The organism is Streptomyces sp. NPDC086077, from assembly GCF_040686175.1.
Classification (GTDB): Bacteria; Actinomycetota; Actinomycetes; order Streptomycetales; family Streptomycetaceae; genus Streptomyces.
This window is the reverse complement of record NZ_JBFBJT010000119.1, coordinates 1-22,811: the sequence shown is the minus strand read 5'-3', so window position 1 is coordinate 22,811 and position 22,811 is coordinate 1. Positions and strand designations below refer to the sequence as shown.

The following is a 22,811-nucleotide window of genomic DNA, read 5'->3' as shown; positions in this document are numbered from 1 at the left end:
CGTGGCGGCGATGCTCGACTCGGGCTGGAGCGCGGTGTTGAGCATCCAGTACACCGGGAAGAGCAGGACGGCGAGGATCAGCAGCGCGGCGGTGGCGCCCGCGTACAGGGCGACGGCACCGGACGCGGCGTACAGCGTGGCCTTGCGGCGCTGCTTGCGCGTCTGCTGGCGCAGTTCGTCGCGGATCGTCTCCCGCGCGACCTGCGCCAGCTCGTCGACCAGATGCCTGTCCAGGTGCTCCAGATGATCCATGCGGTCCATGGCCGCCGGGTACCCGTGGCCACCACCGCGTAACGCCGCCACCCACGGTGTGTGGCGGGCCAGGGGGGCCTCAGGGGGTGGGTGGCCGCATCCGGAAGTCGTACCGTGCGGGCAGCGGGCCGCCGTCGATCCGCTCCCACAACCGTCCGACGACCTCGTCCCCTTCCCGCAGGTCGGCCACCTCGAAGCCCGCTTCGAAGACCGCGCGGGCGTCCTCGAGTCGCCCCTCGGCGGCCAGCAACTCGGCCTCCAGCAGCCGGAACCGGCCCCGGGCCCGGGTCGCGGGATGCAGCCGCCCCCACACGGCCCGCGCCTGCCCCGGACGCCGCACGGCGAGCAGCGCGCCGATCGCCTCCCGGCCCAGCGCCGCCGTGGCCGCCGTCCACACCTCACCGTCGTCGCGCCGTTCCCGGCACAGGTCGTCGAAGGCCTCCACGTACCGGTCGGCGGCCCGCTCGTGGTGGCCGTGCTCCCGGTCCGCGACCGCCAGGCAGCGCAGCAGCGGCCAGACGGAGGGGGCCAGCGGGAGCGCCCGCTCCCAGCTGCGCACCGCCTGCGCCCGGTCCCCGGCGTGCCACTGCGCGACCCCGAGGTGGTACTCGGCGAGGGGCGTCGCGGGTGCCGTCTCCAGCATGTCCCGCCAGTGCGGCCCGACCGGCGTCCGGCCCGGCGGCCGTACCCGGCGCGGCTCGGGAAGCGATCCGGCCCGCAGCAGCTGGAGCCACGGCGCCTGGGCGTCTTCGAGGTTGCTCTCCTCGAAGGGCGTGCCGGGCAGCTTCCAGCCGCCGCGCAGCACTTCGAGGGAACCCCAGCCCGAGCCGGTCGCGAGCCGCTCGCGGGGTTCGGCGTCGGCGCACGGCTTCCAGGCCTCGTACGCCGCGACCACGTCCGCGCGCGGCAGCACCGCCTCCAGCCGCGCCTCGGCGTCGCGGACCACCCCGGCCCAGTCCTCGCCCTCCGGGGACGCGTGCAGCGGTCCGTAGGCCTCGAGCCAGGACACCTCACTCTCCGGCTCCAGCCGCACATGCTCCAGCTGCGTCCGGGCGAGTCCGGCCTGGATCTCGCAGTACCCGCCGGTGCCGGGCTCGGTGAGCCACTGCTGCCAGCGCCGCCCGCCGCGGCCCGAGCCCCACACGAACAGCTTGCGCCCGCGCAGCACGTCGGTGGAGGTCTGCACGAGCCCCTGCCCTTCGGCGTCGAGCGCGGCGATCCAGGGCCGCCGTCCCTCGGGCAGCTCGTAGAAGTAGTCGGCGGGGTAGGCGCTGTTGAGGGGATACGTGCGGTCGATCCCGTCGTGCGCGGGGACCGGCACGCGGCGCAGGCGGCGCTCGTAGCTGAAGTTCCAGGCCTCCTCGGCCGGAGCGAGCACCCTGCACTCCTCGGGAACGGCGATGTTGGACCACCAGTAGGCCGGCACGGGTCGCTCGTGCGGGTTGCGGATGCGGACGCCCACGTGGAGGAAGTCCGAGCCGTCGGGCAGCCAGAGGTCCACCTGGAACGGCAGGTCGCGCAGCCGTTCCCACTCCCACAGGCGCAGCATCTCGCCGCCGTCGGGGGCGGGGACGCGGGCGGCGTGCAGAGGTGAGCAGGACAGGGTGGTGTGGCCGGTGGCGCCGATGTTCCATTCGACGCCGCCGGAGAACCAGGCGCCGTTGAGGGCGAAGTTGGCGGGCTGGAACACCGGGTTGCGGTAGAGGAGTTCACGGCCGGACGGCAGCTGGACCAGTGAGACCAGCCGCCCGCCGAGGGCGGGCAGCACGGTGGCGCGCAGCCGGTCGTTCTCGATCACCACGGCGTCGAAGTCCCGTGGTGCGCGGGCACGTTCGTAGCCGTCGCGGACGCCCACCGGCAGCAGGCTGCGCAAGGGCTCGTACCCGACCTGCCGCGCCATGTCACGTGGCAGGTCCTCGCGGTCCCTGTCGTCGACGCGGTGCATCTCGTCGAGTGGCCGCAGCGGGGGCAGGGGGTTGTCAGGTCCCAACTCGGCGGCGGGCAGTGTCACTACGTCACGTCGGATCGTCGTCACGATCACCATGGAACCCGCCCGGCGCCGAGCTGGCCAGGGGAACAGCCGGTCAGGATTGTGCAAAGGCGTCCACGACGACGTCCGCGAGGAGCGCGCCCGCCGTGCCATCGGGGTCGAGGTCGGGGTCGTAGATGGTGACGTTGAGGCCGGCGCAGTGCGATGAGGCGAGCAACGGACGTAGCAGTGCCACGAGTTCGGCGGGGAGCAGTCCGCCGGGATCGGGACTGTCGACGGCGGGCATCACGCCCGGGTCGAGCACGTCGGCGTCCAGATGCACCCAGAACCCCTGCACCTCGGGGACCTCGAAGGCCTCGGCAGTGGCCCGCGCGAGCGCCTCACCGCCCCACTCACGGATGTCGCCGACGGTCACGACAGGGATCTTCAGGGCGGCGAGTTCCGCACGCTCCGGATCGTCGTCGCGGATCCCGAAGAGCCGTACGTCCTCGTCCCGCAGATAGGGTTTCAGGCCCTCCAGGTTCGTCAGGTCCTCCTGGCCCCGGCCGGTGGCCAGGGCGAGTTCCTCGCCGCCGGCCGCGCCCACGCGGTCGGAGTTGCCCGGGTGCCGGAAGTCCGCGGAGGCGTCGACGGCCGCCAGCCCGTACCGGCCGACGCGGCGCAGTGCGAGGGACGCGCCGAGCTGGATGGAGCAGTCGCCGCCGAGCACGAGGGGGAGGTCCCCGGCGCGCACATGGTGCTCTATCCGGTCGGCGAGCCTGCGCGTGTACGAGGCGATGGCGGTGGCGTTGAACACCCCGTCGCCCTCCTGCCAGTCCCCGCGGTCGTAGCGCGGCGGCACCACGACCCCGCCGTCCCGCGCACGCAACCTCTGCACGATCCGCTGTTCGCGCAGGGCGCCCGCGAGCTTGTAGCAGCCGGGCACGGTGCCCGGGGCGGGCGGGCGCAGGCCCAGGTTCGAGGGGGCGTCGATCACCACGATATTCCGCATGTCCGGCATCCTCCCCGACGTACAGTCGGGGCTTCAACGACTTTCACGCGAGGACGGACGCATGAACGAGCAGCACACCTACCGGGTCATCGTCCGAGGCACCTGGGACGCGCTGAGCGACGAGGCCAGGAGCCGGCTGCTGGCGGAGGCCGCCGATCACGGGATGCTGAGCATGCGGTTCACCGAGGAGGGGACGCTGTCGTACGAGGCGTCGCCGCTGAAGCACTTCTCGATGCGGTTCGTGGTCGTGTCCGACGCCGGGGACGGTGAGGAGATGGCGGCCGCGCTCGCCCAGGAGCGCGCCGAGACGATGCTGCGTGGGCTCGGCTACGGCTTCGGGGAACTGCGCTCGACGGTCACCGACCTCGACACCATGAAGATCAACTACAGGTCCGCATCTCGGCGGTGAGCGCCCAGCGCTCGTGGTCCCGCCAGGCGCCGTCGACATGGAGCATCCGGGGCGAGTAGCCCTCCAGGCGGAACCCGCAGGCGCGGGCCAGGGCGATGGAGGCGGCGTTGCCGGGCTGCACGTTGATCTCCAGGCGGTGCAGCCGCATCGGCCCGAACGCATGGTCGATCACCAGGTTCAGCCCCTCGCGCATCAGGCCACGCCCGGCGGCGTGCGCGAAGGCGCCGTAGCCGAGCGCACCGCTCTGGAAGGCGCCGCCGACGATGTTGTTGATGTTGATGTACCCGGCGAGGGTGCCGGTGGCCGTCTCGCAGATCAGGAACCCGGCGCTGCCCGGGTCCTCGATCAGCCGGCCGGCATAGCGGGCGTACGCCGAGGCCGTGTCCGGTGGGAAGAGCCACGGATGGTGCAGATCCTTGCTCTCCCGGACCCGCGCCGTGAACTCGGCGCCGTCCTCGTAGGTGAAGTGGCGTATGCCCACGCGGGGGCCCTCGGCGAGATGTCGGGACGCGATGTGCGGCATCCCGCCACCCTACGACCGGCCCCCGGCCGCCGCAGCCTCGGCCGTCAGTCCTGGACCACGGGCAGCTCCAGCACCCCGGTGTCACCGGGCGCGCTCACCACCGTCGCAGGCTTGATCCCCCGGTTGCCCGGTCGCTGGGGTGGCGGGAGCGGTGACGGCGAGGGAGACGGCGAGCGCGGCGCCGAGAGCGGCGGCGAGGACGGCACGGGATCTGGGCACACTTCGGGACACGATGCCTCCGCGCTGAGGACACGCCGGATACCGGCCAGTACGTACTGGCCGGTTGCCATGCTGTGACACGTGTCAGCCGAGGTCAATCACCGTGACTGCGGTTTCCGCGCGGAAACTGACGGCAATTCAGCGCAGCGCCGGCTCCTCCAGCGTCAGCGTCCCCGCCGCCGCGTCCAGCTCCGCCGTCACACCGAACGGAATCGTCAACGCCCCTTCGCAGTGCCCGAACCCGAACTCCTCGGCGACCGGCACCCCTAGCCCGCCCAGCCGCTCCGCCAGCACTGGGCGCAGCTGCTCGTACGGGCCGCAGTCGAGCCACGAGCCGAGGGCGATCCCGGCGACCCCGTCGAACCGGCCGGCGCGCAGCAGCTGGGTGAGGATCCGGTCGAGCCGGTACGGCTCCTCCCCCACGTCCTCGATCATCAGCAGCCCGCCCCGGGAGTCGGTTCGGGCGTGCGGCGTGCCCAGTTCGGCGGCGAGCAGGCTCACGCAGCCACCGAACGTCACGCCCCGGGCGCGGCCGGGCACCAGCCCGCCGCCGCCGGAGGCGATCGTACGGACCGTCTCCGGCGCGAACAGCGTGGCCCGGAGATGGTCCTGCGCCCGCGCGTTCTTGATGAAGTCGACGCCGGCCGCCATCGGTCCGTGCAGGGTGACCAGCCCGAGCCGGGCGGCGAAAGCCTCGTGCAGCGCGGTGACGTCGCTGAAGCCCACGAGCACCTTCGGCCCGGCCGCCCGCAGCGCGTCCCAGTCGAGCAGGTCGGCCATCCGCTGCGCCCCGTACCCGCCGCGGGCGCACAGCACCGCGGCCACGGAGGGGTCGCACCAGGCGGCCTGGAAGTCGGCGGCCCGGTCGGCGTCCGTGCCCGCCAGGTAGCGGAACTCGTCGTGCCGGTCCAGCGTATGGGGTGCCACCACCGGGTCGAGGTCCCAGCCCCGGAGCACGTCGAGCCCGTTCTGCAACCGCTCCTCGGGCACTGGTCCGCTCGTCGCGACGACAGCCACCCGGGCCCCGGCGGCCAGCCGGGGCGGTCGCACGAGCTCCTTCACTTGGTCAGCTCCAGCGTCCCCACCCCGGGCGGGTTGAGCCCGAACACCTGGGCGTACAGGGAGAGTTCGGCCTCCAGGGCGCGGATCATGGTGTCCGCCCGCCGGAATCCGTGCCCCTCGCCCTCGAAGGCGATGTACGCGTGCGGCACCTGCCGCCCCTCCATCTCCTCGAGGAACCGCTCGCACTGGGCGGGCGGGCAGATCACGTCGTCCAGGCCCTGGAGCAGCAGGAAGGGCGCCGTGATCCGGTCGGCGTGCCCGGCCGGAGAGCGCTCGGCGTACCGCCCGGGCACCTCGGCGAGCGGTCCGACCAGGCTCTCCAGGTACTGCGACTCGAAGTCGTGGGTCTCCCCCGTCGCCCAGCCGGCCAGGTCGAGGATCGGGTAGATGATCGTGCCGCAGGCGTAGACGTCGGTCATGGTGAGCGACGCCGCCGTGGTCCAGCCGCCCGCGCTGCCGCCGCGTACGGCGAGCCGCTCGGGGTCGGCGGTGCCCTCCTCGGCGAGGGCGAGCGCGACGGCCGCGCAGTCCTCGACGTCGACGACGCCCCACTGCTCGCGCAGCCGCTCCCGGTACTCCCTGCCGTAGCCCGTCGAGCCGCCGTAGTTGACCTCGGCGACCCCGATGCCGCGCGAGGTGAAGTAGGCGATCTGGAGGTCGAGCACCAGCGGGGAGCGGCTGGTCGGACCGCCGTGCGCCCAGACGACGTACGGCGGCAGCTCGGCGCCGGGCGGGGTGCAGCCGGGGTGGTGCGGCGGGTAGACGTGCGCGTGGATATCGCGTCCGTCGGGGCCGGTGAAGGCGCGGATCTGGGGTTCCGGGTAGAACACCGGGTCCACCACGTCGTCGTGCTCGGCGCCGATCACCCGGGCCCGGCCGGTGCGGGCGTCCAGTTCGACCACCTCGTAGGCGCTGCGTGGGCTGGCGCCGACGGCGACGATCCGCTCGCCGTGCACCGCGAGGGCGGGCGCGAACTCCGTCCAGGGGCCGGCCGCGTCGACGACCTCGCCGGTCTCCGGGTCGAGTATGCCGAGGGCGGTGGCGCCGCGGCCGTGCACGACGGCGACGAGCCCGCCGTCCAGCGGCGCGAACCAGCGGTGGCCGAGCTTCCACAGCGGCCCGCCGAACTCCTCCTCGCGCGGGCACAGCGGTTCGCCGTCGCGGTAGAGGTTCCACCAGCCGGTGCGGTCGCTGACGTACAGCAGGGCGCCGTCGGCGTCGAACTCGGCCTGCGCGATGGCCTCGTCCGGACCACCGGCGACCGTGCGGGGCGCGGTGAGCGTGCCGTCGTCCGTCACCTCGGCGAGCACCAGCTCGGTGCCGTCCCAGGGCATCCGCGGATGGTCCCAGGCGAGCCACGCCACGAGCCGCCCGTCGGGCGAGAGACGGGGCCCGGTGACGAACCGGTGGCGGTCGTCGCTGAGTTCGCGTACCGCGTCCCGGTCCCCGGCGGCGGAGCCGTCCAGCGGCACGGCGGCCAGGACGCGCCGCACGTCGGTGGGTCCGTCGCCGGTGAACTCCTCCAGCACGCACCACACCTCACCGCGCTCCACCCGCAGCTGCGGATCCACCCACCGCAGCCCGCCGCCCACCGGCGACACGGGGGTCAGCGGACGGGGCTCGGCGCCCTCTTCGTACCGGTACAGCCGCTGGTCGGCGAAGTGCACGAACACCACCACCGGGCGCCCGTCGACCAGGGCTCCGGCCCAGGGCTGCCCGCCGTACTCGATGACCCGGCTGCGCACGTTCCACGGCGCGGGCAGCACGGACTCCTCGGTGCCGTCGGCGTGCCGCCGCACCAGGGTGCGCCGGCCGCCCTCGGTGGGCCGGGGCTCGGTCCACCACGCCTCGTCGCCGACGAACCCCACGAACTCCGGGTGCCCGTCGTGCGCGGCGGCGAGGGCCGCGTCGATGGGCGACGGCCAGGAACCGTACGGCAGGGTCTGCACGTTCTCCCCCATGTGGTCAGGCGTCCCGCAGGAACCGGTCGAGGACGCGGACGCCGAAGTGCAGCGCCTCGATGGGCACCCGCTCGTCGACGCCGTGGAAAAGGGCCTGGTAGTCGAAGCCCTCGGGCAGCTTCAGCGGCGCGAAGCCGTAGCCGGTGATGCCGAGCCGGGAGAACTGCTTGGCGTCGGTGCCGCCCGACATGCAGTACGGCACGACATGCCCCTCGGGGGCGAACTCCTCGACGGCGGCCCGCATCCGCGCGTAGGTCGGCGAGTCCAGCGGCGCCTGGAGCGCCACCTCGCGGTGCTCGAACTCCCACTCCACGTCCGGCCCGACGAGCAGGTCGAGGGTGTCCCGGAACTCCTGCTCGGCGCCCGGCAGGAAGCGACCGTCGACATGGGCCACGGCCTCCCCCGGAATGACGTTGATCTTGTAGCCGGCGTCCATCATGGTCGGGTTGGCGCTGTTGCGGACGGTGGCCTCGACGAGCTTGGCGGCCGGGCCGAGCTTCTCCAGCAGCCGGTCGACGTCGTCGAGGCCGGTGCCGAGGCCGTACAGCGCGGCGAGTTCGGTCAGGGCCGCGCTCACGGTCGGGGTGAGCCGCAGCGGCCACTCGTGCGCGCCGATCCGCGCGACGGCGGCGGCCAGCCGGGTCACCGCGTTCTCGCGGTTGACCTTGGAGCCGTGCCCGGCCCGCCCGCGCGCGGTGAGCTTCAGCCATCCCGTGCCGCGCTCCCCGGCCGCGATCGGGTAGATCTCGCGGCCCGACCCGTCGTGGAAGGTGAACGCCCCGGACTCACTGATGCCCTCCGTGCACCCCTCGAACAGCTCGGGGTGCCGGTCGGCGAGGAAGCCGGAGCCGTCCTCGGCGCTTGCCTCCTCGTCCGCGGTGAACGCGATGACGAGGTCCCGTCGGGGCCGGACCCCCTGCCGGGCCCAGGAGCGCACGACGGCGAGGATCATCGCGTCCATGTTCTTCATGTCGACCGCGCCCCGGCCCCAGACGACCCCGTCGCGGACCTCGCCGGAGAACGGGTGCACGCTCCAGTCGGCGGCCTCGGCGGGCACGACGTCCAGATGCCCGTGCACCAGCAGCGCGTCGGCGGACGGGTCGGTGCCCGCGATCCGGGCGACCACGTTGGCGCGCCCCCTGGTGCGCTCCAGGAGGGTGGGTTCGAGACCGGCCTCGGCGAGCCGCTCGGCCGCGTACTCGGCGGCCGGCCGCTCCTGGCAGTCGCCGCCGCCCCGGTTGGTGGTGTCGATGCGGATGAGGCCGGAGGTGAACTCCACGACCTCGTCCAGCGCCTGCTGATCAGCCATACTGCTCCTCCACGGCAGCCGAGACGACGGTGGTGACCGCCTTGAAGGTGCGGATCGCCTCGTACATGGTCGCGCAGGTGTACGCCACCTTCCGCTCCCCGGTCCGCTCCACGCCCGGCACCACGGTCGCCGCCATGGCCAGGTGCTCGGCGTCGAACTCGACCGCGACGGTGTGCGGGCCGGACACGGCCGGCTCGTACCGGACGGCCAGCGAGGCCGCCTCCTTGGCGGCGGCCCGGATGTCGGCGGCGGTCCTGGCCGGTGTCCGGCACACCGCCGCGTACCGCGACACATGGTCCTTCACGGCGACCTTCAGCGCCCCGGGCGCGTACCCGAGAGCGTCCTCGCAGGCCACGTCGTCGCCGGTCACCAGCACCACGGGCACCCCGTACTCGGCGACGACATGCGCGTTCAGCAACCCCTCGCTGGCGCGTACGTCGTTCAGCCACACGCCGGTGATGGAGTTCGCGAGGTAGGTGTGCGCCAGGACACCCTCGGCGCCGGCGCCCGCGTGGTAGCCGACGAAGGCGATCCCGTCCACGTCGCCGTGCTGCACGCCCTCGACCATGGACAGCGACTTGTGCCGGCCGGTGAGCATCTGCACCCGCTCGTCCAACTGCTCCAGCAGCAGGTTGCGCATGGTCCAGTGGGCCTCGTTGACGACGACCTCATCGGCGCCGCCGTCGTGGAAGCCCAGCGCGGCGGCGTTCACGTCCGAGGTGAACATCGATCGGCAGCGCTCCCACTGGGGTGTCCCGGGCAGCACGTCCGCCGGCCAGGTGACGCCGGTGGCGCCCTCCATGTCGGCGCTGATGAGGATCTTCATGGTGCGTCACGTTACGCGGAGAATCGACGGGCGACCAGGACGGGACGACCCGCACCGGTGGTTCAGCCGGTGTCCGCGGCCGCCGGCGCGGGACCGGACCGCCCACGAGGCCGTACGCGGTCCGACCCTACGCGACCGTGCCGGGGCCGCCTCACCCGGTGCGGCCCGCGACCAGCCACTTCGAGGGCAGCTCGATCCGGGTGCCGTCGGGCCGGGTCTCGGTGGTGGTCAGCGGCAGGTCGCCGCTCGCGAGCACGGTGAGGCCGGCGGCGGTCAGGTACTCGGGCACCGCGGCGTCGGCGACCTCGCCCGGCGCGATGCCGTGCCGGAAGACCGGGGCGAGCTTGGCGGGCGGTCCGTCCGGGCTCTGCGCCAGGCCGCGCAGGACGAGTCCGGCGGCCTCGGCGAGTTCGACCAGGAAGACCCGGCCGCGCTCGCCGACGAGGGTCGCGATCCCGTCGACGAGCGGCTGCCGGTCACCCGGCTCGCACTGGTGCAGTACACCGCGCATGTACACGTTGGCGTCGCCGAGCTGCGCGCGCAGGACCTCCACCTCGGTCTTGTCGGCGGCGTCCAGCTCCCGGTAGGTCGCCTGCCCCGCCGGGTCCGCCTCCTCGGCGTGCGCCACGGCCGCCACGGACAGGTCGACGCCGAGGACGCGCGGGAAGCGCGCAGCGAGGAAACGCGTCTGGGTGCCGTTGCCGCAGCCCAGGTCGATCATCGGCAGGCCGGGATCGGCCAGCCGCGGCTCGAACAGGGCCACATGCCGTCCGGCGGTCAGCACGGGCTCGGCGTCCCAGAGGACGGCGCCCTGCCCGCCCGGCGCCTCGCGCCAGAACCCTTCCCAGGCCTCCCGGTACCGACTGGTCACGCTCATGGCCAACTCCCCAGGTACGACGCCGTTTTCCCGCCACGGGCGACGGGCCAGTACGGGTGTACCGCGCCCGGCGCGCGGTCACAAGAACACGGCGCACACACCGCGCATACCTTCACGGCTCGTTCGACCGGTGGACGCCGCCCAGGGGTGGGTTCAGCGGCGCGGCAGCGTGAGTTCGCACCAGACCGTCTTGCCCGCCTTCGTACGGCTGGCGCCCCATTCGCGCGCGAGGGCGCTCACCACGCGCAGCCCGCGCCCGGCCTCGTCGAGCGGCCCCGCGCTGAGCAGCGTCGGCAGGTCGTGATCGTCGTCGTCCACCTCGCACAGCAGGGTCTCGCCGCGCACGAGGCGCAGTCCGACCGGCCCGCGGTGGGAGTGCCGTACGGCGTTGGTGACCAGCTCGCCGACGACCAGCTCGGCGGTCGCGGCCGGGCCGGACAGCGCCCACTCGTGCAGCTGCTCGCGGACCACCGCGCGGGCCCGGCCGACCTCCGCCGGGTCGAGGCGGAAGCGCCATTCGGCGACGTCGCCGGGTTCGATGCCGCTCAGGCGGGCCATCAGGAGAGCGACGTCGTCCTTGCGGCCGCCGGGGGTGCCCAGGGCGCGGATGATCGTGTCGCAGGCGTCGTCCATGGACGCCGCCGGGTGGGCGGCCGACTCGCACAGCGTGGCGAGTCCGACACCGATGTCCTCACCGCGCATCTCGACCAGCCCGTCGGTGCACATCACCAGCCGGTCACCGGGCTCCACCCGCATGCGTACCGTCTCGAACGGCACCCCGCCCACGCCGATGGGCGCACCGGTGGGCAGGTCGAGCAGGTCGCTGCGGCCGTCCCCGGCGCGGACGAGTACGGGCGGGATGTGGCCCGCGTTGGCGAGGTGCAGCTCGCTCGCGATCGGGTCGTAGACGGCGTACAGGCAGGTCGCGAGATAGGTGTCGCCGAGCCGCTGGGCGAGGTCGTCGAGGTTGCGCAGCAGCTGTGCGGGCGGCAGGTCGAGGGCTGCCATGGTCTGTACCGCCGTGCGCAACTGGCCCATCATGGCCGCCGAGTTGAGGCCGTGCCCCATGACGTCGCCGACGACGAACGCGGTGCGCGCGCCGGGCAGTTTCACCGAGTCGAACCAGTCGCCGCCGACCCGTCCGAGCAAGGTGCCGGGCAGATAGCGGGTGGCGATGTCGCAGCCCGCCATGCGCGGCGGGATGTGCGGCAGCATGCTGTCCTGGAGGGTCTCGGCGACGCTCTCCTGGAAGGTGTACATGCGCGCGTTGTCGAGCACGAGGCCGGCACGGGCGGCGAGTTCGGCACCGGTGACGCGGTCCATGTCGTTGAACTCGGCGCGCTCCGGATGCCGCAGCAGCACCATGAATCCGAGCACGACGGTGCGGGCCTTCAGCGGTACGACGAGCATGCTGCGGCCCGTGATCAGCGGACGGATGTCCCGCTTCTCGAACTGCGAGGCGATGGCGTGGCCCAGCTGCTCGCTGATCCGGGGCACGAGGACGGGCTCGCCGGTGGTCATGCACTGGAAGAACGGCGTGTGCGCCGGGAACGGCATGGCCTCGCCCACGGGGACGACGTCGTCCCAGCGGCCCGGTTCGTCGGTGTGCTCCAGGGCCACGCGGTGCCACATGGTCGTCGTGTCCGGCGCGCCGTCCGGGAAACCCTCACCGGCGACGACCTGCTCGCGCAGATAGGTGCCCGCGACATCGGTGAAGCGCGGTACGACCGCCCTGCTGACCTCGACGATCGTCCGCGCCAGATCGAGCGAGGTGCCGATCCTCCCGCTGACCTCGTTGAGGAACTCCAGACGCTCGCGTACGGCGGCGTACTCCAGGTCCTCGGCCTCGTCGCGCAGTTCGTCCGGTACGGGCTCACCCGCGGCCGTCGCCCGGACGAGCCGCTCGCGCCGCGCCTTGCGTTCGGCACGCCGGGGCACACCCCAGTCGGGAGTGACCGGCACACGGTCGTTCTGGCTGAACTCCAGGACCGGGTAGCCCAGTTCGAGGACCTGCCCGACGATCCGGGCGCTCTCCCCGACGCTCATGCTGGGCAGGATCTCGGGGAGTCGGCGGGCCAGCTCGTCGGCGCCGGGGAAGTCGGTGTGCAGGGCGAAGGCGGGCGCGATCCGCTCGACGGCGGCGTCCTCGCCGGTCCCCTGCCGGCGCAGCGCGTCGGCGTCGGCGGCGAGCACCAGCAGCCGCTCCGCGCCGGGCCCCACGAGCGGGTACGCCCACCACAGCACGTCGACCCGGCCGCCGTCCGGCCCGGTGAGGCGGGCACTGCCCGCGGCCGGGTAGGACAACCCGCCGTCGAGCGAGGCCCCGAGGTCCGGACCGAGACCGTCGTACGCCCCGTAGGGCCCGTACGGCGAGTCCTCCTGGTCAGCCGGCAGCGCGCCGGAGACGGGCAGCAGGTCGCCGACCGGGCGGCCGATCGCCGATTCCTTGGCGGTGCCGAACAGCCGTCGCGCGCCGGTGCTCCAGTGGGAGACGAGACCCTCGCGGTCCACCACGACCACGGCCAGCGGGACCCGTCCCACCGGCGCGGCGCCACCGGCCGGTTGGCCGGGGGGTGCTTCCCGGTCGGTGCCATGCCTCATGGCCCAGGCCCTCTCTCCACGGCGGTGCAAGATCTGTGCCGTCGGCTCACCACCGTACGGCGCCGTCCGTGCGCGATGTGCGCCAATACGGGAATTGGGGCCGCCGGTCACGCGGGCGCACACTCGTGCGCCCCCATGGTCCGATCAGTCCTCGTGGCCCAGCTGGAGGTCCCGTTCCGTGCGCCCCCCGCCCGCCACTTGGAGCACGGTCGCCACCGGCGGATAGCCGGCCGCGATCACCGTGTACTCGCCGGACGACAGGTCGACGAAGCGGAACGTGCCGTCGGGCCCGGTGGTGAGGGTGTCGACGACGTTGCCCGCGGCGTCCAGCAGGGTCACGCGGGCGTCCTCCACGGGCCGTCCGCCGCTCGCCCGTACCGTGCCGCGCAGCACGGCACCGCCGGCCAGCTCGACGTCCTGCCGGGTCTCGCGGGCGGCCTGGACGGTGACGGGGAGCGCGGCGGGGCGGAACGCGGGCGCGCTGGCGGCGAGGGTGTACTCACCGGCGACCAGTTCGGCGATGACGTAGCCGCCCTCGCGGCCGCTGCGGGTGCTGGAGACGACCTCGCCGTGCACGTTGGTGAGGGTGACCGTGGCGTCCCTCACGGGCGTGCCGTCGGCGGTGAGCACGCTGCCGGCGAGGCGCCCGGCGCCGCCGAGGACGACGTCCAGATCGACGGGGCGTTCGCCGACGGTCACGGAGACGGCCTGCGGCTGGTGACCGCCCGCCGCCGCGATCAGGACGTACGCCCCGGAGCCCGGCGTGGCCAGCGCGTACCGGCCGTCCTCGCCGCTGGCGCCGCGCCCGATCTGCTGTCCGGCGACGTCGATGAGGGTGAGCGCCGCGCGCGGGACGACGGTCCCGTCGGGATGCTGCACGGTGCCGCAGACGGCGATTCCGGCGGCGTACGGCGAACGAGCCTGCGGGACGGTGGTGTTCACCGGCACGCTGTCCGTCTCGGGGGTTTGGTAGGTCACCAGCGGTTTCTCCTTGAGGAAGAACGAGAGGAGCAGGCCTACGGCGAGCACGGGCACGAGGTACAGGAAGATCCTCGGCATGGCGTCGGCGTAGGCCTGGATGTAGCCGTCGCGCAGTGCCGGGGGCAGGGCGTGGACGGCCTGGGGGGTGATGGACTCGGCGTCGGGCAGGGCGGCACCGGTGCGCGGCAGACGGTCGGCCAGGGAGTCGGTGAGGCGGTCGGCGAAGAGGGTGCCGAAGACGGCGGCGCCGACGCTGCCGCCGATCTGCCGCAGGAAGTTGTTGGCGCTGGTGGCCGTGCCGAGGTCGGCGGGGCGCACGGAGTTCTGCACGGCGAGGATCAGCACCGGCATCACCATGCCCATCCCGGCGCCGAGGACGCCCATCCAGATGCTGTAGTGCAGCCGGGGCGTGTCGGCTTCGAGGCGGGAGAGCAGCCACATGCCGACGACGGAGAGGGCGCTGCCGAGGATCGGGTGGATCCGGTAGTGGCCGGTGGCGCTGATGAGCTGACCGGAGATGATCGAGGCCCCGACGATGCCTCCCATCATCGGCAGCATCAGCAGCCCGGACTCGGTGGCGCTGGCCCCGTCGACCATCTGCAGGAACGTGGGCAGGTAGCTGGCGGCGCCGAACAGCGCGACACCGAGCACCAGGCCGACCAGACCGGTGATGTTGAAGACGGAGTCGCGGAACAGGCGCAGCGGGATGAGGGGTTCGGCGGCGCGGTGCTCGGCGACGACGAACAGCGCGGTGGCGGCCACGGCGCCGGCGGCGAGGCCGAGGATGACGCGGGAGCCCCAGGCGTACTCGGTGCCGCCCCAGCTGGTCAGCAGGACCAGGCAGGTGGAGGCCACGGTGAGCAGCAGGGCGCCGAGAACGTCGAGCCGCGCCTTGACCTGGGGCTTGGGCAGTTTGAGGACGACGGCGACGACGGCCATGGTGACCAGACCGAAGGGCACGTTGATGTAGAAGCACCAGCGCCACGAGAGATGGTCGGTGAAGTAGCCGCCGAGCAGTGGCCCGGCGACGGAGGCGAGACCGAAGGCGGCGCCGATCAGCCCCATGAACTTGCCGCGCTGCCGGGGCGGCACGATGTCCGCCATGATCGCCTGGACGCCGATCATGAGTCCGCCCGCGCCGACGCCCTGCACCGCGCGGAAGGCGATCAGCTGGTCCATGGTCTGCGCGCGGCCCGCGAGGGCGGAGCCGACGACGAAGACGACGATGGCGAACTGGAAGACGCCCTTGCGGCCCAGCAGATCGCCGAGCTTGCCGTAGATCGGCAGTCCGACGGTGGCCGTGAGCAGATAGGCGGTGATCGCCCAGGACATCTTGTCGAGGCCGTGCAGCTCGCCGACGATCTTCGGCAGCGCGGTGGCGACGATCATCTGCTCCAGGGCGGCCAGGAGCAGGGCGAGCATCAGCCCGAAGAAGACCAACCGCACCCGGCGCGGGCCGAGTTCGGCGGCGGGCGTGGGCGGTGGCGCCGGAAGCCTCGGGGGCGCCACCGCCGCGACCGGTTCGTCCTGCACCAGAGTGGTCCCGCCCACGTACCGCTCCCCTCGTCGCGCTGCTGCACCATTACCGCGTAAAAGCGACAACTGCCAACAAGCGCGACGAGTTACGGATCCATGCCGGCGGAACCCGAGATCCACTCGAACCGGTGAGAGACCAACGGCCTTTGCGGACCGGCCTCTTGGGCTACTTCTCCACCTCGGCGGCGAGCTTGTCGAGCATCGCGTCGTAGATCCGGGCGAGCCCCTTGGGCGCGAAGGTCCTCTCGAAGAAGCCACCGACGCCCCCCGCGCCCTGCCAGACGGTGACCACGACGACGCGGGACCTGCCCTCGCCGGCCGGGGTGACCCGCCAGGTGGTGACCATGGAGGAGTTGCGGTCCTTCTCGACCAGTTCGCCGTCGGTCGGCTCGGCGACCTCCAGGAGGCAGTCGCGCACGCGCTTGCTGGTGGCCTGGAGCTTCCAGTGGACGACGGTGCCCTCGCCGTCGCCGCCCTCGCGCACCTCGTACTCGCTGAAGTGCTCGGGCAGCAGCTTCGCGCGTGTGCCGCTGTAGTCGGCGAGGGTGTCGAACACCTTCTCCGGGTCCGCCGCGACGACGCGTTCCGTGGTGGCCTCGACCTGCGCCATGGAGTTCCTCCAGCACCTGAGTTCTCGGGGTCGGGGCAAGCCAACCACCCCGGTCCCCGGCCGCCCAAATCGGGGGCACGGATGTGATCGATCGGGTTTCGGAGCGCGATCGGAGGTGACGTCCGCACGATCATGGGAACAGATGTTCTATTGTGGGGCCAGTGCTACCGAGGAGGCTTCATGCGCTGGGAGAACCTCGCCCTGGAATCCGGCGACAGCCCCGCCGACGCCGCGCTGTTCGGCGCGGACGCGGTGACCACCCGTACGTTCGACACCCCCGAGTTCGCCGGCATCACGTTCCACGAGGTGCGGGCCCGCTCGATCATCAACCGGGTGCCGGGGGCCTCCCGGATGCCGTTCGAGTGGACGGTGAACCCCTACCGGGGCTGCACGCACGCGTGCGTGTACTGCTTCGCCCGCAGGACGCACAGCTATCTCGACCTCGACACCGGGCTGGGCTTCGACTCCCAGATCGTGGTGAAGGTGAACGCGCCGGACCTGCTGCGCCGCCAGCTCGGCTCGCGCCGCTGGCAGGGCGAGCACATCGCGATGGGCACCAACGTCGACTGCTACCAGCGGGCCGAGGGCCGCTACCGGCTGATGCCGGGCATCCTGACCGCCCTGCGCGACCACGCCAACCCCTTCTCGATCCTCACCAAGGGCACGCTGATCCTGCGCGACCTGGATCTGCTGACCCAGGCGGCCCGGGTGACGGACGTCGGCATCTCGGTCTCCGTCGGCTTCACCGATCCCGAGCTGTGGCGCACCGTCGAGCCGGGCACGCCCGCGCCGGAGCGGCGCCTGGATGTCGTACGGACGCTCGGTGAGCACGGCATCGGATGCGGGGTGCTGATGGCGCCGGTGATCCCGTTCCTGGGCGACCACCCGGCGCAACTGCGGGACACCGTGCGGGCGATCGCGGCCTCCGGGGCCACCTCGGTGACCCCGCTGGTGCTGCATCTGCGTCCTGGGGCGCGCGAGTGGTTCATGGCCTGGCTCGGCCGGGAGCACCCGCACCTGGTGCGGCGCTACGAGCGGCTGTACGCGGACGGCGCCTACGCCCCGAAGTGGTACCAGCGCCGGATCACCCGGCAGGTGCACGAACTGGCCGAGGAGTACGGCATCGGCCCCACGCGCGCGGGCGCGCACCGCCGGATCCGGGAGCCGGAGCCCGCCCCGGCGGCGGTGGCCGAACAGACTCAACTTTCGCTCATCTGAGAGCGTTCTGTCCCAGAGCGTTCGAGCGCAACTCACGGCCCAATCGGGTCAAGAATTGGCGGAACACGTTCTTACAGGTGCTCACTCCGGGACGATCCGGCGAGGGCCGCGGGACTCGCGGTCCACAACCCTCCGTCCTGGGAGGACCCCCCATGAAGAAACGTGCAGCCGCGCTGTGCGGCGCCGCCGTGGTGGTGGCCGGGACCTTCACGGCCGTCCCCGCCCGCGCGAGCGCCCCGGACGCCACCGGGCCCACCTGGAAGAAGTGCGCCACGGCGAACCATCCGACGCTCCAGTGCGCGTCCCTGGAGGTGCCGCTGGACCACGCGGACCCCGGCGGGCGGAAGATCACCCTCGCCCTGTCCCGGGTCCCGCACACCGCGAAGACGTACCAGGGGCCGCTGCTGGTCAACCCGGGCGGTCCCGGCGGCAGCGGTCTGGCCCTCGCCGGGTTCGTCGCCTCCTCGCTGCCCAAGGCGGTGGCGGCCCAGTACGACGTCATCGGCTTCGACCCGCGCGGCGTCGGCGGCGGCGAGCCGGCGCTGAACTGCGCTCCCGGCCACTTCGACCCCGTGCGCGCCGACTCCGTGCCCGCCACCGCGGCCGTCGAGCAGGCCGACCTCACGCGCGCCAAGTCCTTCGCCGACGCCTGCGGCAAGAAGTACGCGCGCGAGCTGCCCCACATGAACACGCTCAGCGCCGCGCAGGACATCGACTGGATCCGGCGCGCCCTCGGCGCCCCTCGGATCAACTACTTCGGCTACTCGTACGGCACCTACCTCGGCGCGGTGTACGCCAAGCTCCATCCGGACCGGGTGCGGCGCATGGTCCTCGACTCCGTCGTCGACCCCACCGGTGTCTGGTACGAGGCCAACCTCGCACAGGACCACGCCTTCAACGACCGCCACCGGGCCTTCCTGGCCTGGGTCGCCGAGCACGACGCGACCTACCGGCTGGGCACCGATCCGGAGAAGGTCGAGGCCAAGTGGTACGCGATGCGGGCGGCGCTGGCCGAGAAGCCCGCGGGCGGCAAGGTGGGCGCGGCCGAACTGGAGGACACGTTCCTGCCCGGCGGCTACTACAACGGCTACTGGCCCCACCTCGCCGAGGCGTTCGCCGGGTACGTCAACGACAGGAAGACCGCCCCGCTGGTCGAGGCGTACGAGAACTTCGGCGCGGCCGACGCCGCCGAGGAGAACGGCTACAGCGTCTACACCGCGGTGCAGTGCCGGGACGCCGGCTGGCCGCGCGACTGGGCACAGTGGCGCAAGGACAACTGGGCGGTGCACGAGAAGGCGCCGTTCATGACCTGGAACAACGCCTGGTACAACGCTCCCTGCGCGTTCTGGCCGACGGACTCGCTGGGGCCGGTGGACGTGGCCAACGACAAGCTGCCGCCGGTCCTGCTGTTCCAGGCGACGCACGACGCGGCCACGCCGTACCAGGGCGGCACGACGGTGCACAGGCTGCTGCGCGGCTCCAGCCTGGTGGTCGAGCAGGAGGGCGGCAACCACGGCATCACGCTCAGCGGGAACACCTGCCTCGACCAGCATCTGTCGGCGTATCTGACCGACGGCACGGTGCCGCGCGGTCGCGGGGGGACGGACGCGGTGTGCGCGGCGCTGCCCGACCCCAAGCCGCTGGTCGCGAAGTCCACCGGTGAGTCGCAGGGCTCGACGCTGCACAGGCTGCTGGGTTTCCGCGGCTGAATCACGGGGTGACGGCCCGTCGGGGGTTCGGCCGGACCCATGGTCCACCATCGACCCATGAGTGAGCCGACCAGGATCCCGGCCCCCGACGGGGTCGCCGCCGAGCAGTACTCCCACGTGGTCACGGGCACCGGCCGTTTCGTCGCCGTCTCCGGGCAGCTCCCGCCCGACGAGCGCGGCGAACTGGTCGGCGCGGGCGACCCGGCCGCCCAGGCCCGCCAGGTCTTCGAGAACCTGCGCCGCTGCCTGGCCGCGGCCGGCGCCACGTTCGGCGACGTCGTCAAGCTCACCTACTTCGTCACGGACATGGCGCACATGCCCGCCATCCGCGCGGCCCGCGCCGAGCACATACCCGGCGACCGGCTCCCGGCCGCCTCGGCCGTGCGGGTCGCCGGGCTGGTCCGCCCCGAGTACCTGATGGAGATCGAGGCTCCCCCACTACGCAAAGGCGTGGGGGCCCCAGCGGTGGTGGCCGCGTGACCGGGCCGCACGTCCGGGAGCCGGCCCTCGCCGACTGCGACCGGGTGCCGGGATCCGCGTCGGCGGCCGGCGGAGCGCCTACCGGGGCCTGATGCCGCAGTCCTACCTCGACGCGCTCAGCGTCCAGCAGGACGTCGACCGGCGCCGGGCCCGCTTCGGGCAGAACGACGGCGCGGTGCTGAACCTGGTCGCCGAGCAGGGCGGGGAGGTCGTCGGCTCGGCCTGCCACGACCCCTACCGGGACGGTGAGGTCCGCACGACGGACGCCGAGTTGTACGCGACATACGTGCACCCGGATGGTCCAGGTGCCGGAGGTGCGGTACGCGGGAGTTGACGGACGCGGGGTAAGCCCACTCGGTGCCGCCGTACCCCCCTCATCCCCGTCGCTGCCCGGGAATCCGCGCCAGCGCCGTCACGGCAGCCTCCGCCAGCGCCGGATGCGCCAGGGCCTCGTTCAGTACGGGCCCGGCCCGGCCGTCGCCCAGCTCCCCCAGCCCCTCCACGCACGCGAGGGCCACGCTCCGGTACGGGTCGTGCGGGCGGAGCCGGCGTCGCAGCGTGGTGATCAGCGCGGGGACGGACTCGGGGGCACGCAGCTCGACGAGCAGCCGCACCGGGTGCAGGGCGTAGGCGACGCGCAGTTCGTTCGTGGCGAGTGCCGCCGCCGCGCGGGCGGTGCGCGGGTCGCCGAGCCGGGCAAGAGCGTGGGCGGCGGACGCGCAGCGCGGTGGGTCACGGTGGTTGAGGAGCAGCACGAGGGACTCGAAGGCCCGCCGGTCGCCCGCCGTCCCCAGCCGGAACGCGGCCAGCTCCCTGGCCCACAGCGGCCGGCCGGGCGCGACGAGCACTCCGGCGAGTTCACCGTGGTCCTCCGTCGCCACCAGCCGCTCGTACTCCGCGGAGCCCCCGGACTCCCGCCGTAAGCGCTCCGTGAGCGATCGCAACTCTTCGTCCATGACGCGAGCGTACAAACGATCTCGGCGTCAGGGACCTACATCACAGAGACAAAGGGCTGGCGCGCTCGTTACCCGCGAGTTAAGCTCATTAGAGCGAGTTACCCACTCGCATCACTGCTCGCGACGGCCTGGTGACGCAGCCGCCGCGAGAGCAGTCGGTTCGGTACTCAGGTACCGCAATGCGACTCGGCCACGGGACAGGGCCGGTCGGTCATCACCGTTCCTCGGACGCACGTCCGCAGCGACGGCACCGGGCGTGTGCGCTTGCAGCCCGGCACCACCCGCACTTCTCACGCACCTGCTGCGCCCTCGGCGCAGCCGGGCGCGTTCCCAGTCGTCACCTCATTTTCCAGGAGTCCCGCGATGGCCACTCCCCTGTCCGACCGAACGCTGTCCCCGCTCCAGACCATTGCCGTCGTCGGCCTCGGCACCATGGGCACCGGCATCGCCGAAGTTCTGGCCAAGGCCGGCCGCGAGGTCGTCGGCATCGACATCAGCGAGGCCCAGGCGGTGCGTTGCGTCGCCGCCCTGGAGTCCTCGACGGCCCGCGCCGTCGAGCGCGGCCGCCTCACCGAACAGGAGCGCGCGGACGCCCTCGCCCGCGTCCGCACGTCCACCGACCTGCGGGCGGCTGCCGACGCCGACCTGGTGATCGAGGTGGCCCCCGAGTCGTACGAGATCAAGCACCAGATATTCCGCGAACTCGACGGCGTCGTGCGCCCGGAGACGATTCTCGCGACCGGCACCAACGCCCTGTCCGTCACGCGCCTGGCCGCCGACTCGGCCCGCCCGGAGCGCGTGCTGGGCCTGCACTTCTTCAACCCCGCGCCGGCGATGAAGCTCGTCGAGGTGGTCTCCTCGGTGCTCACCGCGCCGCAGGCCGTCGCCGCGGTCACGGATCTCGCGATCGAACTGGGCAAGGAGCCCGTGGCGGTCGGTGACCGGCCCGGATTCGTCGCCGACGGGCTGCTGTTCGGCTACCTCAACCAGGCCGCCGCGATGTACGAGGCGAGGTACGCCTCCCGCGAGGACATCGACGCCGCGATGCGGCTCGGCTGCGGACTGCCCATGGGCCCGCTCGCCCTGCTCGACCTGATCGGCGTCGACACCGCGCGGACCGTCCTGGAAGCCATGTACACCGCCTCCCGCGACCGACTGCACGCCCCCGCGCCGATCCTGAAACAGCTCAGCGAGGCGGGCCTCACGGGACGCAAGGCGGGCCGCGGCTTCTACACCTACGAGGCCCCGGGCAGCGCCACCGTGGTGCCGGACGCGCTGACGCCTCAGGAGGGCGGGAACCTCACGCCGGGCCGCCCGGTCCGCTCGGTCGGCGTCGCGGGCTCCGGCACCATGGCGTCGGGCATCGCCGAGGTGTTCGCGAAGGCGGGCCACGACGTGGTCCTCGCCGCCCGCAGCGAGGAGAAGGCGCGGACGGCCAAGGCCCGTATCGGCAAGTCCCTGGCGCGCTCCGTCGACAAGGGCCGGCTGACCGCCGAGGCGGCGGCCCAGACGCTGGAGCGGATCACCCCGGCGGGCTCGTACGAGGCGTTCGCCGACGTCGACCTGGCGGTCGAGGCGGTCGCCGAGGACCTGGAGGTCAAGCGGCAGCTGTTCGCCGCGCTGGACAAGGTCTGCAAGCCGGGCGCGGTCCTGGCGACGACGACCTCGTCGCTGCCGGTCGTCGCCTGCGCCCGGGCCACCTCGCGTCCGCAGGACGTGATCGGCATGCACTTCTTCAATCCGGCACCGGCGATGAAGCTGGTCGAGGTCGTCCGCACGGTGCTCACGGCCGACGACGTCCACGCCACCGTCCGCGAGGTCTGCGCCAAGGTCGGGAAGCACGCCGTCGACTGCGGCGACCGGGCCGGATTCATCGTCAACGCCCTGCTGTTCCCGTACTTGAACAACGCGATCAAGATGGTGCAGGACCACTACGCGTCCCTGGACGACATCGACGCGGCGATGAGGCTGGGCGGCGGCTACCCCATGGGCCCGTTCGAGCTGCTGGACGTGGTCGGCCTGGATGTGTCGCTGGCCATCGAGAAGGTCTTGCACCGCGAGTTCCGCGACCCGGGACTGGCCCCGGCACCCTTGCTGGAGCACCTGGTGGCCGCGGGCTGTCTCGGCCGCAAGACGGGCCGCGGCTTCCGCGAGTACGCCAGCCGCTAGGGGCGATCCCGTGGATCAGTCCGGCTCCGGCGGCCGGCACGGCGCGACCCCGCCGGGCCGCGTCGGGGGGACCCAGCCCCTGGCGGGCGAGGCCGGGAGCGCCGGGGCGGGCGAACCCGCCGACGCGCGTGC

18 protein-coding genes and 2 pseudogenes are annotated in these 22,811 nt (G+C 72.9%); 6 read left to right on the top strand and 14 right to left on the bottom strand.

Translation table 11 applies throughout. The features are described 5' to 3' along the window. The 3 genes and pseudogenes from AB0O67_RS27820 to AB0O67_RS27810 form a co-directional block, all read right to left on the bottom strand. Window positions 1-261, bottom strand: a pseudogene (locus tag AB0O67_RS27820) (hypothetical protein); the annotation flags it as partial. 70 nt (window positions 262-331) lie between these two features. Then, window positions 332-2,296 carry a DUF5107 domain-containing protein gene (locus AB0O67_RS27815; protein ID WP_365455523.1) on the bottom strand — a complete coding sequence of 655 codons (1,965 nt, stop codon included), beginning with the start codon at window positions 2,294-2,296 and terminating at the stop codon, window positions 332-334. Window positions 2,297-2,336: 40 nt separating this feature from the next. Then, on the bottom strand, window positions 2,337-3,233 hold the full coding sequence (locus AB0O67_RS27810) for an arginase family protein (RefSeq protein ID WP_365455520.1): 897 nt from the start codon (window positions 3,231-3,233) through the stop codon (window positions 2,337-2,339). Window positions 3,234-3,294: 61 nt separating this feature from the next. On the opposite strand from AB0O67_RS27810, the gene AB0O67_RS27805 reads away from it, so the two are divergent. Then, window positions 3,295-3,642: a DUF6204 family protein gene (locus AB0O67_RS27805; protein WP_365455517.1), complete on the top strand. Its 348-nt coding sequence runs from the start codon at window positions 3,295-3,297 to the stop codon at window positions 3,640-3,642. Here AB0O67_RS27805 and AB0O67_RS27800 read toward each other — a convergent pair. The 10 genes from AB0O67_RS27800 to AB0O67_RS27755 form a co-directional block, all read right to left on the bottom strand. Further along, window positions 3,614-4,165, bottom strand: coding sequence for a GNAT family protein (locus AB0O67_RS27800; protein WP_365455514.1), 552 nt, complete (start codon window positions 4,163-4,165; stop codon window positions 3,614-3,616). The genes AB0O67_RS27805 and AB0O67_RS27800 overlap by 29 nt on opposite strands. Before the next feature lie 81 nt (window positions 4,166-4,246). Continuing rightward, window positions 4,247-4,384, bottom strand: a complete 138-nt coding sequence (locus AB0O67_RS27795) for a hypothetical protein (protein ID WP_365455511.1) — start codon at window positions 4,382-4,384, stop codon at window positions 4,247-4,249. A 138-nt stretch (window positions 4,385-4,522) separates the two neighbouring features. Next, window positions 4,523-5,446 (bottom strand): LD-carboxypeptidase, encoded by a 924-nt coding sequence (locus tag AB0O67_RS27790; protein WP_365455508.1) that lies wholly within the window; start codon window positions 5,444-5,446, stop codon window positions 4,523-4,525. Further along, a complete protein-coding gene (locus AB0O67_RS27785; RefSeq protein ID WP_365455505.1) occupies window positions 5,443-7,407 on the bottom strand; it encodes a prolyl oligopeptidase family serine peptidase in 1,965 nt (654 codons plus the stop codon). The genes AB0O67_RS27790 and AB0O67_RS27785 overlap by 4 nt, the downstream gene beginning before the upstream one ends. Window positions 7,408-7,411: 4 nt before the next feature. Then, a complete protein-coding gene (locus AB0O67_RS27780) occupies window positions 7,412-8,716 on the bottom strand; it encodes a M20/M25/M40 family metallo-hydrolase (RefSeq protein ID WP_365455502.1) in 1,305 nt (434 codons plus the stop codon). Continuing rightward, window positions 8,709-9,542: a M55 family metallopeptidase gene (locus AB0O67_RS27775; protein ID WP_365455499.1), complete on the bottom strand. Its 834-nt coding sequence runs from the start codon at window positions 9,540-9,542 to the stop codon at window positions 8,709-8,711. The genes AB0O67_RS27780 and AB0O67_RS27775 overlap by 8 nt, the downstream gene beginning before the upstream one ends. 151 nt (window positions 9,543-9,693) lie before the next feature. After that, window positions 9,694-10,419, bottom strand: a complete 726-nt coding sequence (locus AB0O67_RS27770) for a class I SAM-dependent methyltransferase (RefSeq protein ID WP_365455496.1) — start codon at window positions 10,417-10,419, stop codon at window positions 9,694-9,696. Between the two features lie 153 nt (window positions 10,420-10,572). Then, window positions 10,573-13,020, bottom strand: coding sequence for a SpoIIE family protein phosphatase (locus AB0O67_RS27765; protein WP_365455493.1), 2,448 nt, complete (start codon window positions 13,018-13,020; stop codon window positions 10,573-10,575). A gap of 144 nt (window positions 13,021-13,164) precedes the next feature. Next, window positions 13,165-15,552 (bottom strand): MFS transporter, encoded by a 2,388-nt coding sequence (locus AB0O67_RS27760; protein ID WP_365455490.1) that lies wholly within the window; start codon window positions 15,550-15,552, stop codon window positions 13,165-13,167. Between the two features lie 151 nt (window positions 15,553-15,703). Then, window positions 15,704-16,147 carry an SRPBCC family protein gene (locus AB0O67_RS27755; RefSeq protein WP_365455487.1) on the bottom strand — a complete coding sequence of 148 codons (444 nt, stop codon included), beginning with the start codon at window positions 16,145-16,147 and terminating at the stop codon, window positions 15,704-15,706. A 180-nt stretch (window positions 16,148-16,327) separates the two neighbouring features. Here AB0O67_RS27755 and AB0O67_RS27750 point away from each other — a divergent pair, with 180 nt between their 5' ends. The 4 genes and pseudogenes from AB0O67_RS27750 to AB0O67_RS27735 all read left to right on the top strand — a co-directional run. Then, window positions 16,328-17,365 (top strand): Rv2578c family radical SAM protein, encoded by a 1,038-nt coding sequence (locus AB0O67_RS27750; protein WP_365455484.1) that lies wholly within the window; start codon window positions 16,328-16,330, stop codon window positions 17,363-17,365. Window positions 17,366-17,517: 152 nt separating this feature from the next. Continuing rightward, window positions 17,518-19,074, top strand: coding sequence for an alpha/beta hydrolase (locus AB0O67_RS27745; RefSeq protein WP_365455481.1), 1,557 nt, complete (start codon window positions 17,518-17,520; stop codon window positions 19,072-19,074). 57 nt (window positions 19,075-19,131) lie between these two features. Then, window positions 19,132-19,554, top strand: coding sequence for a RidA family protein (locus tag AB0O67_RS27740; protein WP_365455478.1), 423 nt, complete (start codon window positions 19,132-19,134; stop codon window positions 19,552-19,554). Then, window positions 19,551-19,849 (top strand): annotated as a pseudogene (locus AB0O67_RS27735) (GNAT family N-acetyltransferase); the annotation flags it as partial. The gene AB0O67_RS27740 and the pseudogene AB0O67_RS27735, both read left to right, overlap by 4 nt. A 79-nt stretch (window positions 19,850-19,928) precedes the next feature. Here AB0O67_RS27735 and AB0O67_RS27730 read toward each other — a convergent pair. Further along, window positions 19,929-20,510 (bottom strand): adenylosuccinate lyase, encoded by a 582-nt coding sequence (locus AB0O67_RS27730; protein WP_365455475.1) that lies wholly within the window; start codon window positions 20,508-20,510, stop codon window positions 19,929-19,931. Window positions 20,511-20,873: 363 nt separating this feature from the next. Here AB0O67_RS27730 and AB0O67_RS27725 point away from each other — a divergent pair, with 363 nt between their 5' ends. After that, entirely contained in the window at window positions 20,874-22,679 is a 1,806-nt protein-coding gene (locus AB0O67_RS27725; protein ID WP_365455472.1) for a 3-hydroxybutyryl-CoA dehydrogenase, read from the top strand. The last annotated feature ends 132 nt before the right edge of the window (window positions 22,680-22,811 follow it).

Excerpts from the sequence above, each read along its gene's own strand:
- AB0O67_RS27815 (WP_365455523.1), bottom strand. The coding sequence starts at position 2,296 with ATGGTGATCGTGACGACGATCCGACGTGACGTAGTGACACTGCCCGCC.
- AB0O67_RS27810 (WP_365455520.1), bottom strand. The coding sequence starts at position 3,233 with ATGCGGAATATCGTGGTGATCGACGCCCCCTCGAACCTGGGCCTGCGC.
- AB0O67_RS27805 (WP_365455517.1), top strand. The coding sequence starts at position 3,295 with ATGAACGAGCAGCACACCTACCGGGTCATCGTCCGAGGCACCTGGGAC.
- AB0O67_RS27800 (WP_365455514.1), bottom strand. The coding sequence starts at position 4,165 with ATGCCGCACATCGCGTCCCGACATCTCGCCGAGGGCCCCCGCGTGGGC.
- AB0O67_RS27785 (WP_365455505.1), bottom strand. The coding sequence starts at position 7,407 with ATGGGGGAGAACGTGCAGACCCTGCCGTACGGTTCCTGGCCGTCGCCC.
- AB0O67_RS27780 (WP_365455502.1), bottom strand. The coding sequence starts at position 8,716 with ATGGCTGATCAGCAGGCGCTGGACGAGGTCGTGGAGTTCACCTCCGGC.
- AB0O67_RS27775 (WP_365455499.1), bottom strand. The coding sequence starts at position 9,542 with ATGAAGATCCTCATCAGCGCCGACATGGAGGGCGCCACCGGCGTCACC.
- AB0O67_RS27770 (WP_365455496.1), bottom strand. The coding sequence starts at position 10,419 with ATGAGCGTGACCAGTCGGTACCGGGAGGCCTGGGAAGGGTTCTGGCGC.
- AB0O67_RS27765 (WP_365455493.1), bottom strand. The coding sequence starts at position 13,020 with ATGAGGCATGGCACCGACCGGGAAGCACCCCCCGGCCAACCGGCCGGT.
- AB0O67_RS27755 (WP_365455487.1), bottom strand. The coding sequence starts at position 16,147 with ATGGCGCAGGTCGAGGCCACCACGGAACGCGTCGTCGCGGCGGACCCG.
- AB0O67_RS27750 (WP_365455484.1), top strand. The coding sequence starts at position 16,328 with ATGCGCTGGGAGAACCTCGCCCTGGAATCCGGCGACAGCCCCGCCGAC.
- AB0O67_RS27745 (WP_365455481.1), top strand. The coding sequence starts at position 17,518 with ATGAAGAAACGTGCAGCCGCGCTGTGCGGCGCCGCCGTGGTGGTGGCC.
- AB0O67_RS27740 (WP_365455478.1), top strand. The coding sequence starts at position 19,132 with ATGAGTGAGCCGACCAGGATCCCGGCCCCCGACGGGGTCGCCGCCGAG.
- AB0O67_RS27730 (WP_365455475.1), bottom strand. The coding sequence starts at position 20,510 with ATGGACGAAGAGTTGCGATCGCTCACGGAGCGCTTACGGCGGGAGTCC.
- AB0O67_RS27725 (WP_365455472.1), top strand. The coding sequence starts at position 20,874 with ATGGCCACTCCCCTGTCCGACCGAACGCTGTCCCCGCTCCAGACCATT.